11 protein-coding genes are annotated in these 16,912 nt (G+C 65.9%); 3 read left to right on the forward strand and 8 right to left on the reverse strand.

The features are described 5' to 3' along the window. Positions 1-5 precede the first annotated feature (5 nt). Together eno and H0B43_RS07850 are read right to left on the reverse strand one after the other, a co-directional pair. Positions 6-1,292, reverse strand: coding sequence for a phosphopyruvate hydratase (eno, locus tag H0B43_RS07845; RefSeq protein ID WP_185728432.1), 1,287 nt, complete (start codon positions 1,290-1,292; stop codon positions 6-8). Positions 1,293-1,444: 152 nt separating this feature from the next. Beyond that, on the reverse strand, positions 1,445-2,215 hold the full coding sequence (locus H0B43_RS07850; protein ID WP_185728431.1) for a lytic murein transglycosylase: 771 nt from the start codon (positions 2,213-2,215) through the stop codon (positions 1,445-1,447). A 245-nt stretch (positions 2,216-2,460) separates the two neighbouring features. Between H0B43_RS07850 and efeU the strand changes: the two genes are divergently transcribed. The 3 genes from efeU to efeB are packed head-to-tail and all read left to right on the forward strand — an operon-like array spanning position 2,461 to position 5,833. Beyond that, positions 2,461-3,390, forward strand: a complete 930-nt coding sequence (gene efeU / locus H0B43_RS07855) for an iron uptake transporter permease EfeU (protein WP_185728430.1) — start codon at positions 2,461-2,463, stop codon at positions 3,388-3,390. Between the two features lie 17 nt (positions 3,391-3,407). Continuing rightward, a complete protein-coding gene (gene efeO / locus H0B43_RS07860) occupies positions 3,408-4,550 on the forward strand; it encodes an iron uptake system protein EfeO (protein ID WP_185728429.1) in 1,143 nt (380 codons plus the stop codon). 2 nt (positions 4,551-4,552) lie between these two features. Then, entirely contained in the window at positions 4,553-5,833 is a 1,281-nt protein-coding gene (gene efeB, locus H0B43_RS07865; RefSeq protein ID WP_185728428.1) for an iron uptake transporter deferrochelatase/peroxidase subunit, read from the forward strand. 3 nt (positions 5,834-5,836) lie between these two features. On the opposite strand, the gene H0B43_RS07870 is transcribed toward efeB, so the two are convergent. The 6 genes from H0B43_RS07870 to H0B43_RS07895 form a co-directional block, all read right to left on the reverse strand. Beyond that, entirely contained in the window at positions 5,837-9,715 is a 3,879-nt protein-coding gene (locus H0B43_RS07870) for a bifunctional diguanylate cyclase/phosphodiesterase (RefSeq protein WP_312033881.1), read from the reverse strand. Positions 9,716-9,984: 269 nt separating this feature from the next. After that, positions 9,985-10,716, reverse strand: a complete 732-nt coding sequence (locus H0B43_RS07875) for a hypothetical protein (protein WP_185728427.1) — start codon at positions 10,714-10,716, stop codon at positions 9,985-9,987. 83 nt (positions 10,717-10,799) lie between these two features. Further along, positions 10,800-12,371: a polysaccharide deacetylase family protein gene (locus tag H0B43_RS07880; RefSeq protein ID WP_185728426.1), complete on the reverse strand. Its 1,572-nt coding sequence runs from the start codon at positions 12,369-12,371 to the stop codon at positions 10,800-10,802. Next, a complete protein-coding gene (locus H0B43_RS07885; protein ID WP_252189848.1) occupies positions 12,368-14,362 on the reverse strand; it encodes a glycosyltransferase in 1,995 nt (664 codons plus the stop codon). The genes H0B43_RS07880 and H0B43_RS07885 overlap by 4 nt, the downstream gene beginning before the upstream one ends. A gap of 63 nt (positions 14,363-14,425) precedes the next feature. Continuing rightward, positions 14,426-15,763 carry a nucleotide sugar dehydrogenase gene (locus H0B43_RS07890; protein WP_185728425.1) on the reverse strand — a complete coding sequence of 446 codons (1,338 nt, stop codon included), beginning with the start codon at positions 15,761-15,763 and terminating at the stop codon, positions 14,426-14,428. A 278-nt stretch (positions 15,764-16,041) separates the two neighbouring features. Then, positions 16,042-16,911, reverse strand: a complete 870-nt coding sequence (locus H0B43_RS07895; protein WP_185728424.1) for a MazG family protein — start codon at positions 16,909-16,911, stop codon at positions 16,042-16,044. Position 16,912: the final 1 nt, after the last annotated feature.

Here is a 16,912-nt window from a genome sequence, read left to right on the forward strand (position 1 = left end):
GAACGTCAGCCTTCGAACGCGAATCGCGGGAACGCGACCTCGCCTGCGTAGCGGGCGGCGTCGCCCAGGTTCTCCTCGATGCGCAGCAGCTGGTTGTACTTGGCGACGCGCTCGCTACGAGCGGGTGCACCGGTCTTGATCTGACCGCTGCCCACGGCGACCGCGAGGTCGGCGATGGTGGTGTCCTCGGTCTCGCCGGACCGGTGGCTCATCATCGTCTTGTATCCGTTGCGGTGCGCGAGGTCGACGGCGTCGAGGGTCTCGGTCAGCGTGCCGATCTGGTTGACCTTCACCAGCAGCGCGTTCGCGGCGCCCTTGACGATGCCTTCCTCGAGCCGCTCGGGGTTGGTGACGAACAGGTCGTCGCCGACCAGCTGCACCTTGTTGCCGATCTGATCGGTCAGGGCGACCCAGCCGTCCCAGTCGTCCTCGTCCAGCGGGTCCTCGATGGACACGATCGGGTACGCATCGACCAGTTCCGTGTAGAACGCCGTCATCTCGGCTGCCGTCCGATTGCTGCCCTCGAACTTGTAGCCGGTGCCGTCGGTGTAGAACTCGGTGGCGGCGACATCGAGTGCCAGCGCGACATCGGTGCCCAGCACCAGACCGGTCTTGCCGATGGCGACGCTGATCAGGTCGAGGGCTTCCTTGGTGCCGGCGACGTCGGGGGCGAAGCCGCCCTCGTCACCGAGTCCGGTGGCCAGGCCCTTCTCCTTGAGCACCGACTTCAGCGCGTGGTACACCTCGGCGCCCCAGCGCAGCGACTCCTTGAACGTGGCGGCGCCGATCGGGGCGACCATGAACTCCTGAACGTCGACACCGGTGTCGGCGTGCGCACCACCGTTGAGGATGTTCATCATCGGGACGGGCAGGACATGGGCGTTGGGGCCGCCGACGTAGCGAAAGAGGTCGAGTCCCGAGGACTCGGCGGCCGCGCGTGCCACAGCCAGCGACGCACCGAGGAGCGCGTTGGCGCCGAGGCGGGACTTGTCCGGGGTGCCGTCCGCGTCGAGCAGCGCCTGGTCGACGGTGCGCTGCTCGGTGGCGTCGATGCCGATGATGGCCGGCGCGATCTCGTTCAGCACGGCCTCGACGGCCTTCTCGACGCCCTTGCCGTTGTAGCGGTCGCCGCCGTCACGCAGTTCCACGGCCTCGTGCTCACCGGTCGACGCGCCCGACGGAACCGCGGCGCGAGCGAAACTTCCGTCGTCGAGCAGCACCTCGACCTCCACCGTGGGGTTACCACGGGAATCGAGGATCTCACGGGCTCCGACCTGCTCAATGATGGACACTTGCTGATTCTCCTTTATTGGGCTTCGCACTGTGCACCGACCGGTCCGATCGTGCCAGGACACCAGATCGTGCCAGGACACAGCGTAACGGCACACCGAAACCGGCGCGGGATGGCGCGCACATCGTGGACGAATGGCCGGATGACAGGGTCTTACGGGCGGACTCCGACCGAGTAGGCCGACGCCCGGTCGCGCACCGACGCGAGGTAGTCGCCCGACAGGTTGTACGCCATCAGTGCCGACTGCCAGCCCTCGGGAGTCGTCAGGTCGCCGCCTCGCTCACACAAGTAGCGGGCTGCCGTCAACGACGCGTCGTCGATGTTGTCCGGGTCGGCCACACCGTCGCCGTTGGCGTCGACCCCCCACCGCTTCCAGGTCTCGGGGATGAACTGCAGCGGTCCCATGGCCCGGTCGTGGGCGGGGTCGCCGTCCATCGCCCCGCCGTCGGTGTCCGGGATCTCGGCGACGCCGGGTCCGCCGTCGAGGGGGATTCCGCGGATCGCCGGTGTGACCTGACCCGTCGGCCCGACCGTCGCACCGCCGTGGGTGCCGTGCCTGCTCTCCACGCTCCCGATGCCGGCGAGGGTGGTCCACCCGATGCCGCAGTCCGGTCTGGTCTGCGCCATCACCGCCGCCGCGTAGCCGTACGCCTCGAGCGCGGTGTGTCCGACGCCGATCGAATCGGCCAGCCCGGCGGACCATTCGTGTAACTGGTCCGCGGATCGTCCCGGCGCGTCGATGTCGATCGGCGGCGTTGCAGCGCCGGGGCCGGGCGGGATGCCTTCCGGAATCGCGATCCGCGGTTGCTGCTCCCGCGAGCACGCGCCGTAGGCGAGAACCACGACAACCGTCGCCGCGATAAGGGCGAACACCGGTCCGGGCCATCGGGAACGACGCTTCGGCCGCGCGGGAGATCGGTTCACGTCTCCATCATCCACACGAAAGTCGTCGATCCCGGACCGCGAGACAGCCCCCACACCGCGCGGGCCCAATGAGTGCACACCACCGCGAAAGTAAAGAGTTGCAAAAGTACTGGTGAGGGCTTCTTCCGGGAAGCGGACTCGGTGTATGTTTTTTCTCAGGCCTAAGGTTCGCCTTGCCTACCGCAAGGTTGCCTACCCAACATTGCGGATACCTCTGCTCGACCTCGTCTCGCTCAGGAGTGTTCATGTCCGTCCTCGCCGCAGGGACCGCGACCGCGCCGTCGATCGCCACGCAACTGTTCGGCAGCGGACTGATCGGACTCCGCGAGGGACTCGAGGCGGGAATCGTCGTCATGATCCTCGCCGCGTTCCTCGTGAAAGCACAGCGCAGGGACGCTCTCAAGTGGGTGTGGCTCGGCGTCGGTGTCGCCGTGGCGATGGTGGCGGCCATCTTCCTCGTCATTCATTACGGAACGTCCACCGTCGCGGGACTGACCGCCGAGATCATCGCCGGCGTCGCTTCCCTCGTGGCGGTCGCGATCGTCACCGCGATGGTGCTGTGGATGCGAAAGGCTGCGCGGACCATCTCCCACGATCTCGAGGCCGGTATGGAGAAGGCACTGGTCGCCGGACCGGTCGCGGTGCTCACCCTCGCCTTCTTCGCCGTCGGCCGGGAAGGCGTCGAGACGGCACTCCTCATGGTCGGATACGCCGAGAACACGGCGGGCAGCGTCTGGCCCCTGATCGGACTCCTGCTCGGCATCGTCGCCGCCGCGGTCCTCACGGTTCTCCTGTACTTCGGTGCCGTCCGACTCGATTTCGCGAAATTCTTCAAATACACCGGCGTCTTCCTGATCATCGTCGCCGCCGGAATTCTCGGATACGGCGTCCACGCCCTGCAGGTCGGCGGCGTCCTGCCCGGGGGCTCGGCACTCGCCTTCGACATCTCCGACAGCTACGACGCCTCCGGCTGGTACGGCACCGTCCTGGCCGGCATCTTCAACTTCCGCCCCGACCCGACCATCCTTCAGGCAGTCGCCTGGATCGTGTATGTCGTCGTGGTCCTGTTCCTGTTCCTCCGGCCCGCCTCCCCGCCGAAACCGGCACCCACTGCCGGTGGCTCCAGCGAGCGCACCGATTCTCCCTCCACCACCCCCGATGAAACCGTCTCGTGAAAGGCACCGTCCCGCCCATGAAGACCACGCGCCGAACCACTTTCGCCCTCGCCTCGGTCGCGGTGCTGCCGCTCGCGCTCGCCGGCTGCACCGAGAAGTCGACGGCGAACAACAACGACGACATCACGGTCGCCGCGAGCGACGACTCGTGTGACGTCAGCACCGACTCCGGGACCACCGGCACAAGCACGTTCCAGGTCACCAACAACGGAAGCAAGGTCACCGAGTTCTACGTGTTCGCCGAGGGCGACCGGGCGATGGGTGAGGTGGAGAACATCGGTCCCGGCCTCACCCGCCAGCTCATCGTGTCGCTGCCCGACGCCGGCACCTACCAGCTCGCGTGCAAGCCCGGCATGGTCGGCAACGGCATCCGCCAGGACTTCACCGTCACCGGTGACTCGACGAATGCGTCCGACGAGAGCGGGAAGCTCGCCGAGGCCGCCGAGGGCTATCGTCGCTACATCCGCAGCCAGGTCGTGGCCCTGCAGGACACGACGCAGCAGTTCGTCGACGCCGTCAAGGCGGGCAACATCGAACAGGCCAAGTCCCTCTTCCCTGTCGCCCGCACCTATTACGAGCGCATCGAACCCGAGGCCGAGAGCTTCGGCGAACTCGACCCCAAGCTCGACCTGCGGGAAGCCGACCTCGAACCCGGGCAGGACTGGACGGGCTTCCACCGGCTCGAGAAGGATCTGTGGGTCACGGGCCCCCAGCCGGACACCAACGCGATCGCCGATCAACTCGTCGTCGACGTCCAGTACCTCGCCGACCAGGTGAACGCCGAGGACTACACGATCGATCCCACCAAGATCGCCGGCGACGCACAGGGACTGCTCGACGAGATCGCGACGTCGAAGATCACCGGCGAGGAAGACATCTTCTCCCACACCGACCTGTGGGACTTCCAGGCCAACGTCGACGGCTCGCAGGCTGCGGTCGCCGCACTGCAGCCGATCATCGAAGAACGCAATCCCGAATTGGCCGCGAACCTCACCCAGCGGTTCGCGGACCTCGATGCCGAACTCGCTCAGTACCGCCAGGGTGACGGGTTCGTCTTCTACGACACTGTCAACGAACAACAGCGCCAAGAACTGTCGCGCCAGATCGACGCCCTCTCGGCCGAGGTCAGCCAGGTTCAGGGCGTGGTAGCAGGCGCATGACAATGACTGATCCGACCGGCACGACCGACACGACAACCACGGTGGACGAGCGCAGGGGCGTGTCCCGACGACGTCTGTTCGGCGCCGTCGGGGCGGGAGCCGCCCTCGCGGGCGCCGGCGCACTGGTCGGGCGCGCCACCGCCGCCGAACCGCCCCTGTCGCACGCCGACGTCGTCGCCTTCCGGGGCGAACACCAGGCAGGCATCGTGACACCGGCGCAGGATCGCATGCACTTCGTCGCGTTCGACGTCACCACGAAGTCTCGCGAGGAACTCGAAGCACTGCTGAAGAAGTGGACCGAGATGGCCGAGCGGATGACCTCCGGCGAGGAGGCGACCCCGGACGGTGCCATCGGCGACGGCGCCCACGTTCCGCCCAGCGACACCGGTGAGGCGCTGGGGCTCGCGGCGTCCCAGCTCACCCTCACCATCGGATTCGGGCCATCCCTGTTCGACGACCGGTTCGGGTTCGCGTCCAAGAAACCCGCGGCGCTCGTGGAACTTCCGCACTTCCGGGCGGACAACCTGGATCCGGCGCGCAGCGGTGGCGACATCGCGATCCAGGCGTGCGCCAACGACCCGCAGGTTGCCGTGCACGCCATCCGCAACCTTGCTCGGGTCGCGTTCGGGACTGCCTCGGTCCGCTGGTCGCAATTGGGATTCGGCCGCACGTCGTCGACGTCGACCACCCAGGACACCCCGCGAAACCTGTTCGGTTTCAAGGACGGGACGAACAACATCAAGGCGGAGGAAACCGACGTCGTCGACGAGAACGTCTGGGTGGCATCCGGCGACGACCAGCCGTGGATGGGCGGCGGCTCGTACCTCGTCGCCCGGCGGATCCGCATGCTCATCGAGCAGTGGGACCGCACGGTGCTCGGCGAGCAGGAACGAGTGATCGGACGGTCCAAGGGCACCGGCGCTCCGCTGAGCGGCAAGTCGGAGTTCGACGAACTCGACTTCGATTCCAAGAAGGGGCACGACCCGGTAATCGACGTGAACGCACACGTCCGGCTGGCGTCCGCGCAGGAACTGGGCGGCATCCAGATCCTCCGCCGCGGCTACAACTTCACCGACGGATCCGACGGTTTCGGCCACCTCGACGCCGGACTCTTCTTCATCGCCTACTGCCGCAACCCGCAGGAACAATTCGTGCCGATGCAGCTCAACCTGTCCCGGAACGACGCGATGAACGAGTACATCCAGCACGTCGGTTCCGCCCTCTTCGCCTGCCCACCCGGACTCGCCGAGGGGCAGTACTGGGGGCAGGGCCTCTTCACGTAGCCGTCACCCGTGCCGGCCGATCAACCGGAGGTCGAGTTGGTCGGCCGGGAGCGGCAGCCCGTGGTAGTGCCCCTGGGTGACATCGCAGCCGTACCGACGCAAGGCCTGCAACGTGTCTTCGTCTTCGACACCTTCGGCGACCAGGGACGCACCGAGGCTGTGCGCGAGTTCCACCGTCGAGCGCACGATCGCTACCGAGCGGGGGTCGGTGGCGAGGCGGGCGACGAAGATCCTGTCGAGTTTCAGCTCGTCGACGGCCAGGTCCTGCAGGTAGGCCAGGGACGACCAGCCGGTGCCGTAGTCGTCGATCGACAATCCGATTCCCAGCTCCTGCAACGCCTCGACCACCCGCCTCGCGCTCAGGTAGTCGGTCATCAGCACGCTTTCGGTGATCTCGAGGATCAGCGCGTCGGCGGGCAACCGAAAGTCGTTCAGCAGTCGGTCGATGTCGGCCACAAGGTCCACGTCGAGAAGGTTCGTCACCGACAGGTTCACGGCGACGGTCAGCGTGATACCGCGGTCGAGCCAGCGGCGCGCTTGACCGAGAGCAAGCTCGAGCACCTTCGTCGTCAGTGGGCGCATGAGTCCCGACTGTTCGGCCTGCGGTAGGAACTGATCGGGCAGGAGCAAGCCGTGGCGGGGGTGCTCCCACCGCACGAGAGCCTCGACGCTGTGCACCTGTCCGTCGCAGGCACTGACCTTGGGTTGGTAATAGCACGTGAGCTCACCACCGGCGATCGCCGTGCGCAACTCCTCGACGGATTGCCTCTCTTCGATGCTGTGCTGGTACTCGGTCGCGTCGTACACCGCGATCGGGCGTCGGGTGCACTTGGCGCGGTACATCGCTACTCCGGCGCGCTGCAGCAGGTCCTCGGGGTTTGCGCAATGTTGCGGGCAGAGGGCTATCCCGATTCTCGCCTCGACGCCCACCGTGACCTCCTCGAGGTGGAAGGGGTCGCGCAGTGCCTCCAGGACACGGCCGGCCAGTGCACGGGCGTCCGTGATGTCGGCCCCCGCAGGTAGCAGGACCGCGAACGCGTCTCCGCCGAGACGTGCGGGCAGATCCCCCGGCCGCACGGACCGGGAGAGCCGGTCCGCCACCTGGCACAGCAATTGGTCGCCGACGTACCGTCCGAAGGAGTCGTTGATCTCCTTGAAGCGGTCCAGATCCATCAACAGCAAACCAGGGCCCCGGCCGGAAACGTGCCCGTCCGGTCCTGCAACCTCGTCGAAGTATGCGGCCGACAGCGCGGCCACGACTGCCCGCCGGTTTGCCAGATCGGTGAGGTCATCCGTCCTCGCCTGACGGTGGCTGTCGGCCAGCACGACCACCTCACGGAACGTCACCGCGAAGCGGGCCGCGACCGCGATCAGGCTGAGCGCTGCCAGCACCACCGCGAGCCGCGGCAACCGCGCATCGTGGTCGAGGACGAGAAGCCCCACGGCAACGGCGGTGCACACCAGTGGTGGGACCCAGATGACCAGTCCCGGCCGCTGAACGGTTCGACGTCGGCCGGAGGCCCGCCAGCTCGCCGCGGCCACCAACACGGTGGCGGCATGCGGGAGCGCATCGATCCACGTCCCCGCCACGTAGCCGTCGGCACTGCGGAACAGGTAGACGGTGTCGGCCACCGCGAACAGCGTGAATCCCGCGACGAGGAGCACCCACCGCTGCTCGGCACGCCAACCCGGCACCGCGAGAGCCCCGACCGCGAGGGCCAACAGCAGCACGTCGCCCACCGGGTAGGCCAACCCCACGACGACCGCGGCGGGTGTGCCGCCGGAGACGGACTCGATCGGGCTGAACGCGAGCGCGGCTGCCAGCGCCCCCAGAGTGAGTCCGGCAGTGACGGCGTCCAACCAGATCTCGGCCGGTAACCGCCGCGCTCGCGCGCGCAGGAGCAGAACCAGCCCTGCGTAAACGAGAGGGTAGAAGGCCAATTTCAGCAGGTCGGCCACCGACGGCGACCGGCCGTCGGGCACCCCCACCAGCGCCACCACGCCGCCGACGCACCAGCTCGCCATCCCCAGCGCGATCAGCCACCACGCCCGATGCTCCGCCGCGACACACCACGCACGAGCCGCGACCAGAAGGGTGGCCGTCAGTGCCAGTCCGTCGGAGAGCACCTCGAGAAGTACGGTCCACCCCGCCTCCCGATCACTGGACCCCACCGCGATCCCGCACAGCACCGCGGCGATCAGCCCAACTCCGACGGCCACCCCGAGAGCGCACCGCGACGGGTCGGGCGGCGACACCCACTTCGTCCGAACCGGTCGCGATGGGCGGTGCCCCGGGGTCGAGGGCCCTGCCGCACCCTGATTCGTGACGGTTCGCACGGACGGCGGACCGGTGACGGCTTCCCCGGCTCCGCTGACGAGGGTGTGCTGTGTGGGGCCGTCGAAGCCCGGCCGGCGGTCGAGCTCGCCGGAGACCGGATCCGGCGTGAAGCTGCGCAGGCAACCGCCGCCGCAGCGTTTCGCCGCGTACATGGCCTGGTCCGCCTGCTTGAGCAGGTTTTCGGTCGTCGTGTCGGACATCTCGGCGGTGGCGATGGTCAATCCGATACTGGGACGGATGGACAGGGCGACACCGTCGATGACGAACGGCGGGGTGAATGCCTCCAGCACCCGATCCGCTGCCGTCAGGGCATCCTCGACGCTACCCTCGACCAGCGCCGCGAACTCGTCGCCTCCGAGACGGGCCACAGTGTCGGTGCTCCGCATGCACCCCGTCAGTCGTTCGGCGACGCGGATCAACAACTCGTCCCCGGCGGGGTGACCGAGTCTGTCGTTGACCGTTTTGAAATTGTCGAGGTCCATACACAGCACCACGATCGGTATCAGTCTGCGTCGCCGGCGCTGTAGGGCTTGCTCGAGCCGGTCGAGAAACAGGGCACGGTTCGCCAGTCCGGTCAGTCTGTCGCGAAAAGCCTGCCGGGCTACCGTGAGTAATAGACGCCGGTTCTCGGCCAACACGATGAACTGCCGCGCCAGCAAGGCGAATACCAGAACCAGGATCGCGGCGGGAATCGGGCCGGAGCCCAGACTGGGCAGCTCCCGCTGCAGACCGACCGCCACCGCCAGCAGCAACGGAATGTAGGGCAACCACAACCGAGCCTGAGACGGGGTCTGCACCGGAACCGGCTCGAGTGGCGGGTCGCGGGTGCTCGACAACGCCGCCAGAGCGCACGCGACGAAGGCGGCCACCCAGCCCACGTCAGTCGCGCCCCCATTCCGATACGTGCCCAGCGCGGTCAGATAGGAGACTGCGCTGGCGGACAACGCCATCAGGATGACCCCGATGCACAGCAGTCCCAGAGTCAGGCGTTGGCCAGGCCGCGCCCGGGTCAGCACAACAATCGCCATCGTCGCAATCACCAGGTCCGCGACGGGATAGGCGAGGGACAGCGCGAGGACGAGGGGGGTATCACTCCCGGCGCGGTACACGCTTCCGAGCACGCTCACCCACGACACCACGAACAGTGAACTCGCTACGATCAGCCCGTCCAGGATCAGAGTGGTACGGGACTGTTCACTGTTACCTGCGGGAAAAAACAACAGCGCTGCGCAGGCACCGATCGGGAACAACAGATACGCCGCAGCCGCGGCGGAGGGGAACGGTATCTGATCACTTCCCTGTCCCACCACGGAGTAGCACCAGATAGCTTGGCCGACCGACCAGGCTCCCAGCCCACCCGCCAGCGCCAGCCAGCTGCGGCGCCCACCACCCCGCCCTCTCCAGGCGGCCCAGGCGGCACATCCGGTCGCGGCAAGAGCGAACACCAGCAAGCCCACGTCGACAACGACGATGGTCGCGAACGTCCCGCCCCACCCTTGCCACGCCGTCAGTGCGAACAACAACGCAGGCGCGGTGAAGATCACGGCGATCTCCACACCGCGCCGCTGGACACCACCGCCCCTGCCCGCGACGACGTCGCGATTTGGTCGGGTGTCCGATGTCCCATCGTCACCACCCGAACTGCCGTCGTTACCAATCTGGATTCGAAGTTGCTAGAGATCCATCTTTGCACGACGTGCATACTGAAATATAGCCCAAAACGATACTTCCAGTATGTTTACCGAATCAGCTCATCGGGATCGGCGGAGGTTCTCGTAACGGTCGCGGGAGAGCCCGTCGCCAGGTCCGATACTCAGGCCGCCGGATCCGCCGGTACGACTTCGATGTCGTCGACCCGGAGCGTAGCGTTGTCGCCGCGCAGGCCTACCCCGCCGGCGCCCCGCAGCGGTGCACATCCCACCCCCTGATCGACAGCCCTGACCCGAGTGCCGTCGCGGTCTGCGGTTATCTCCACCGAACCGTCGGGAAGGTCGCGGACCGACGCCGCGACGTGCTGCCAGAGTCCGAGCGGGATCGGCACATCGGTCGCGACCGAACCCAGATCGACGTACGTGCCACCGTTGGAATCTCCGCCGGGACATTTCTTCTTGATGATCATCTCTCCGTCGCGACGGTCGACGCTCACCGCATACAGCTGCCACTCCGACTCGTATCGCAGCCAGAGGTGCACCCCGTCGAAATCCTGCGCCGGTGTCCGATCAGTTTCGACGAGTTCATCCACCCTCAGCCGCATCGTCACGTCGACGTCGGCAAAGCCGCGATCACGAGAGATCATCCGGAACACCGCCGAACCGGTGGCATCGATTGCACGCCCGTCGTCCGGCGTCCCTGTCCACCCCTCATTGTCCTGGCGGAACAGAGATCCGCTGGTCATCATCCACGGCGAACCGTCCGAGACCGGACTGCGCTCGGAGACGATCAATTCGTCCCGACCGGTGAACGAATCCCAGATCCCGGTGGGTGAGCGCGTGTCAGCTGACGCCGAGCAGGACGCGCACGCGACGACGAGACCGACCACGCACATCGATCGAAGACGAAGAGACCTGACGGGCGGACCCGGGTAGCCAGGATGTGCGGCCACGACCAACCTTCTCACTGCACGCGCTGTCAGGACACCGACAGGTCGCCGACAAGTGGCACCGGGCTGGTGGGCCGTTGCCTCACACCGGAGATGGCGATCCCTCCGGCCGCAGCAATGGGTCCACGTCCGTGCACCGGGAAAGAACCGACCTCGAGTCCGTCGATCCGCACGCTGACCTGATCGGGACGGACCGTCATCTCGGCCCGGTACGATCCCGCATTCGGCAGGGTGCCCGTCGCGACCACGACCGCCCCGGCGGCGCCGCGACGGATCTGATAGGAACCGTTGCTGACCGACACTTCGACCTGATTGATGTCGTCACCCGACAGCGCCGTCAAACCTGTAGATGTTCCGTCTCCGGGTTGGCCGAAGCCGCCGAGATCGGCGCTGACCGTGTAGTTGTTCCACATCGTCGTCCTGTGACGAGCGAAGCGGCTGACGACGTAACTCGCCGCGGTCGAATTCAGCGCAACCTGTCGGTCGGCGACGACGGTCAGTGGTTCTCCGGTACTGCTCGCCCATTCACCGATCCGGCTGAACGGCTGGGCCGTGGACGGGTCCAGAGGACTCGCATCACGCAGCCTCGCCGCCCATTGGGCGAGCGTGACATCGGTCGTGATGTCCATACGGTCGAGATGCCGGACGGCGAGCTCAGCACTCGTCGTCGTCGCGACGCCACCGGGCGTGTCGAGCATGGCTGCCTGAAACTGTGCGGTGACCGCAGCATTGAGAAGCCCGCTCCCGGTCGAATCCTTCTCGGGAGGTGTTTCCTCGTGCGAGGAGAAGGGATAGGCGAAGAACGCGGGCTCAGGCAACCCGTGAGCCGCGAACTCGGCCTTCGACGCCGACAGGTCGGTACTGACGCGGGTGCGATATTCGTCGACGGACTCATACCGTTGCAGGTCCGCGCGGTACAGACGGCTGGACAGGAACGGGCCTTCGTTACCCGCCGCGTCGACGGGAATCTGATCGTGACCGAGATGCGTGTGCGAACCGAGATCCCAGCGACCATTCGACTGCAACTGCTGCACCTCCGGCCAGGTCATGTAATACGGAGCGTGCGTGCCCACGTTGCCGGTGATGATGTACGCAATCGCGCGCTGACCGTAACGGGCCAGAATCGGATCCGCATACTGCCACACTCCCCTGGCACCGTCATCGAAACTGATCATCACGCTACGCGGCGGCAGGGGGTGTCCCTCCAACCAGCCCGAAAGCTGGTCTGCCGAAATCGTGCTCCAGCCTGCGTCGTGGAGAAGTTGCATCTGGGCGGCGAACGCCTCGGGTGTCACGGTGTAGCGGCTGGAATTGTAGGCGATGTCGTGGTACGTCAGAATCAACGGCGGACTCTGTAAACTGTTCTCGGCTGCCGCAAGCTCGGCCACGAGAGCGGGGTCACTCGGACCGGACGCGAACGTCTCGATCTGCACGATCGATTTGTCCGCTTTCTCTGCGGCACTTCTCCATTGCCAGACGGCGGGCAGGAAAAGGTAACCCGCAACGACAACAGCCAATCCGATGACAACGATTCCGGAACGCAGGCGAGCGGAGAATCCGATCGACGACTGCGGCAGGTGTTCGGTTCCGCGGTGGGTCATCGGGTGCCCCACTTGGAATCCCGGATGGTGAGCAGTGCATAGGGCAGTTGCCACACCAGCACGAGCGTGTAGAACATCGTGAAGAATATTCCTTTGTACCAATACTTCTCACGTTGATGAAGGCGGTAGTAGAGGCCGTAGATGATCGCCATCGCTGCGACGCCGCCGAGATACCAGTAGGGCAACTCGCCGAGAAAATGAGGTTGTACGACGAAGGCCCTGAGCACTATTTGCGGCGCCATGAAGGGCAGAAGGAACCCGAGATAGAACATGAGGGCCATCACCGGATGTTTGCGCCACATCACCTTGGCAGCGCGCGCGGACTCTCTCAGCCAGCTCTTCTTCCACCGAAGCTGCTGACGAAGGAATTGCTGCATTCGATCGGGTACTGCCGTATATGCCTGGGCGTCCGGCGCATACAACACACGCCAGTCGGGCAGGAGAAAATTCGTCAGGCTGCGGTCATCTCCGAAGGTACTCGGCTGGCCGAAGAACCTCTGGTTGGCCCAGCTGTGCAGAACGGGGTCCACCGCTGCCCGACGGTAGCCGGAAAAGCAACCGGAGCAACAGGTTACCGAGCTGAAGAGCGCCTCTGCCGATTTGTATACCCGGAAGGCGATGTAATACTGCATGGCCTGCATCCGGGTGAGTAGGTTGGTGTCCTGATTCGAGACATCGGTGTGGCCCGCTACGGCCCCGACCGACGGGTCCGCGAAGTACGCGATCAATTTGCGCACAGCATCCGGCCGTACCTGAGAGTCGGAGTCGATGAAGACGAATATTTCCGAATCTCCGTCCGCAGCAATTCCGGTGGCCATCGCATGGCGCTTGCCGCCGTTGGACTCCGATGCAACGACCGTCAGTTCGGGATGGGCGGCGGCGACCTCACGGATGCGTGCGAGTGTGTCGTCCGTCGACTTGTCATCCACGACCACGACACGTAGTCGATCCGTCGGGTATTCCACCGAAAGACACGCTTCCAGGGTTTCCGCAATCGCCGGTTCATTGAACGCAGGGACGATGATCGCTACCGATGGGCAATAGGTAGACGCCTCTGCGGTCAGCCGTGGGCGGTAGAAGAAGGCCAGTCCGAAGCGCGAGAGAATGAAGGTGGTGACGAGGAGGCTGTACACCGCCCACACCGGTTCTGAGCGCAAATTGTCGAGCGATACGACTTTGACCAGGCAGATCGCCACGATCACGACCAGCAGCGCCGTAATCAACACTCCGCGGAGAACATGCTCCCGCCCGGGTCCCGCGTCAGCCTCTCCTGCCTCCGCTTCCCTCGGCGACGTCGCGTCGAGGATTGGTGTTCCGTCGGCGTCGTACCGGCGCACCTCTCGGCCTTCTCCGAGAGTGACCACCACACCGGACGGAACTCTGCACACCATTCGGTTGTCGGCGCCGAACACGGACTCGTCGGACGAGGCCAACAGATCACCCGCGGTCTCGGAGATCCACAGTGGCTGGGTATGAGACGTCAACACGACGCCGGGCACTCCCTCAGCCGTCACCGCCAAGGTCCAAGAGCCTGCCAACCGGCGCACCACGGCGGAAACCGAGAGAGCCAGCCGAGAGAGACTGCAGCCGATATCGCCGGCGAGTTCCTCCTCTACCAGGTGCGCGACAAGGCTTGCGCCATCCTCGGTGTGAACAGCATGCCCCGTAGCGATCAGTTCCTGACGCACGAATTCGGCGTTCTCGATACCACCACTGAGGACCACGGCGACTCTTTCCGTGCAGTCCACCCGCGGAAGCGCCTCCGATGCGCCCGGTCGGGCGCCGACGAGATAGCTGATGCCGAACACTTCCTCCCTGCTGTCGATCAACGTCGCGAGCCGGGTGTCGGTTCGGCCTGCGCCCCAGTGCTCCCCACTCGCAGCGGCCGGAGAATGTTCGACCAAATACCGATCATCGACCTGCCCGGCGAGACCGAATCTCGACGCCGAAGAATTCAGGGAAAGACCGTGATAGGCCACTATTCCGGACAAGTAGAGTCTCCTCGAGCTGGGTGGCCGCGGAACCTGCGGCAGACCGCGGCGGCAGTGGGCGAATCAGAGAACATACGGATGGATGACCCGGTCGAGTTTGTACGTCGCGTCGAGAACCAAAGGTGCGCTTGCAATCCAGGAATGGTCCACAGCAGGATGCAACGTGTGGGCGATCACGAGATCCCAGTCGCCCGTTTCGGGTTCGACTTCGGCGGTGAGTACTCCTGTTCTGGTCGTCACACTCTCGACCAGAGCGTCGGTGTAGGAAACCTCGGCACCGCGGCGGACGAGCTCGTCGACTATCTCCAGAGCCGGCGACTCCCGCACGTCTGCAACCCCGGGCTTGTAGGCCACGCCGACGAGCAGGACACGAGCGCGGGAGAGCGGGCGGCCCGCCTCGGCGAGAACTTCCTGGGCTCGGGTAACAACCGATCGCGGGCGAGCGGCAATGGACGCCATCGCAGCCTCCGTGACGGGAGACTGCTTGCGGTTGGCCTTGAGTTGCCACAGCAGATAGTGCGGATCACACGGGATGCAGTGGCCGCCCACACCCGGCCCGGGGTAGAAGGGCATGAAGCCGTACGGTTTGGTTGCGGCAGCACCGATGACCTCGATGACATCGACACCGAGCTGCAACGCGATGCCGGAGAACTCGTTGGCCAACGCAATGTTGACCGCTCGAAACGTATTCTCCAGCAGCTTGGTGAGTTCGGCGGCTTCCGGCGTAGAAACCCGGTGGGTGACGGCAGCCACCCTGGCCAGCGTCCGGATGGCCCGATCGGCGCATGCCGCGGAAGCGCCACCGACCACGCGGGGCGTGCTCTCCTGAGTGTGGTCTGCAACGCCCGGGTCGATTCGCTCCGGACTGAAGGCGACGAAGACGTCCTGCCCGACGATCAGCCCTCGACGCCGCAGAGGGTCGATCAGAAACTCGCGAGTGCAGCCCACATACGTCGTCGAGGTCAAGACGATTGTCTGGCCGGAGCGCGTCGAGTTCACCACGGCTTCGCAGCATTCGGACAGCATGGTCAGATCGGGCACGAGATGACTGTCGACCGGCGTCGGCACGCAGATGATCACCGTGTCCACCGCACTCAGCGCTGCGTGTTCCGTTGTCAGGCTGAGCAGCTCCGAGCCGAGTAACCGAGAGAGCCGCTCCTCGTCCGCCGGGAGAAGGTCGACAGTCTGCGCCTTGATCGAGGCAAGCCGCGCCTCGCTGATGTCGTAACCCACCACGTCGACATCCACATCGGCGAGAGCAAGAGCGGTCGGAAGCCCGACATAACCCAAGCCGACGACACCGACCGAGTGGCGGACGGTGTCGGCGCGCACGGGGTACGCCCGCGATCCGCCCGGCTGCACAGTCTCAGTTACCACACTGTTGATCGACACGTTGTTCATCGACGGCATGAGACCCCCATTTGCTAACCATCAGCCTTCCACGGCCCTGTATTGCGGATACTTGTCCGTCCAACATGGCACTACAGCAACTTGTCGTTCGTATTATGCACCAAAAACCTTTTTCAGGTTTGTTTTTCTTTCAATCATCTCGCGGCACCCCTCCCCGTGGATCGCACGGCCGGCAACCACCCCGCAACCCCACGTACGCTGACCGTGCGATTCGCCGGGTTACGGCCCCCGTGTTACAGCGCTCGCCGGCCGAGCGGCTGACGATGTCGCTATCGTGCCCCGAAGTAGCCGAGCCACTCGTCCCGGCCGAGTTCGGACTTCCCCGCCGCGCGCGCAGCGTTCTCGGCAGCGCGAATCCGGGCGATCAGGTCGTGCGTTGCCGCCTGCAGCCGCGACTCGGCGGCAACCACCGCTGAGCTGTCTGCAATGATCTCCGCCGGCACCAACTCGGGCGGCAGACCCGCCTTGCCGGCTCGGGCGATCACCTTCGCCGCCAGCGACGCCGCCGGCTGACTCATCGCGATGCCGTCGAGACAGGAACTCCGGGCCTTCTCCGCCGCCTTCCGAATCTCCCACGCCCGTTCCTGCTCGGCGATGTCGATCGGGCCCACGACATCCTCCCCGAGGTGGGGGCTGCGGTGCACGAGTTTCGCGACCAGGGTGGCAGCCACCTCGTCGACGTCGAAATTGCCCGCGGCCGATGCGATGCGCGAGTGGAACAGCACCTGCAGCAGCAGGTCGCCGAGCTCCTCGCGCAGATCACCGGGGTCGGCGGACTCGATCGCATCGAGCACCTCGTACGTCTCCTCGACGAGGTAGTGCGACAGGCTTCGGTGTGTCTGGGTCACTTCCCAGCCGCCGTAGCTCCACAACCGGTCCATCACCTCAGCGGCCTCGACGAGGTTGTCGCCCGGTACTTTCGGTGCCGCGACGACGCGGGAGCCGGCCGCGACCCACTCGCGCACGGTCGGGTGGTCGGGATCGGTACCGACCAGGACTGTGGCACCCGGTGCGGCGCGCAGCAGCGTCCGCACGTCCTCGGGGACGTCGTCGGTGAACTCCACACCGTCACCGACCAACCCGACGGCCTCCATCGGCAACGTCGTGGGCCGCAACGGGTCGAGCAGAACCACCGTCACC

Origin of the sequence: Rhodococcus sp. 4CII, assembly GCF_014256275.1 — a bacterium.
GTDB lineage: Bacteria > Actinomycetota > Actinomycetes > Mycobacteriales > Mycobacteriaceae > Rhodococcus_F > Rhodococcus_F wratislaviensis_A.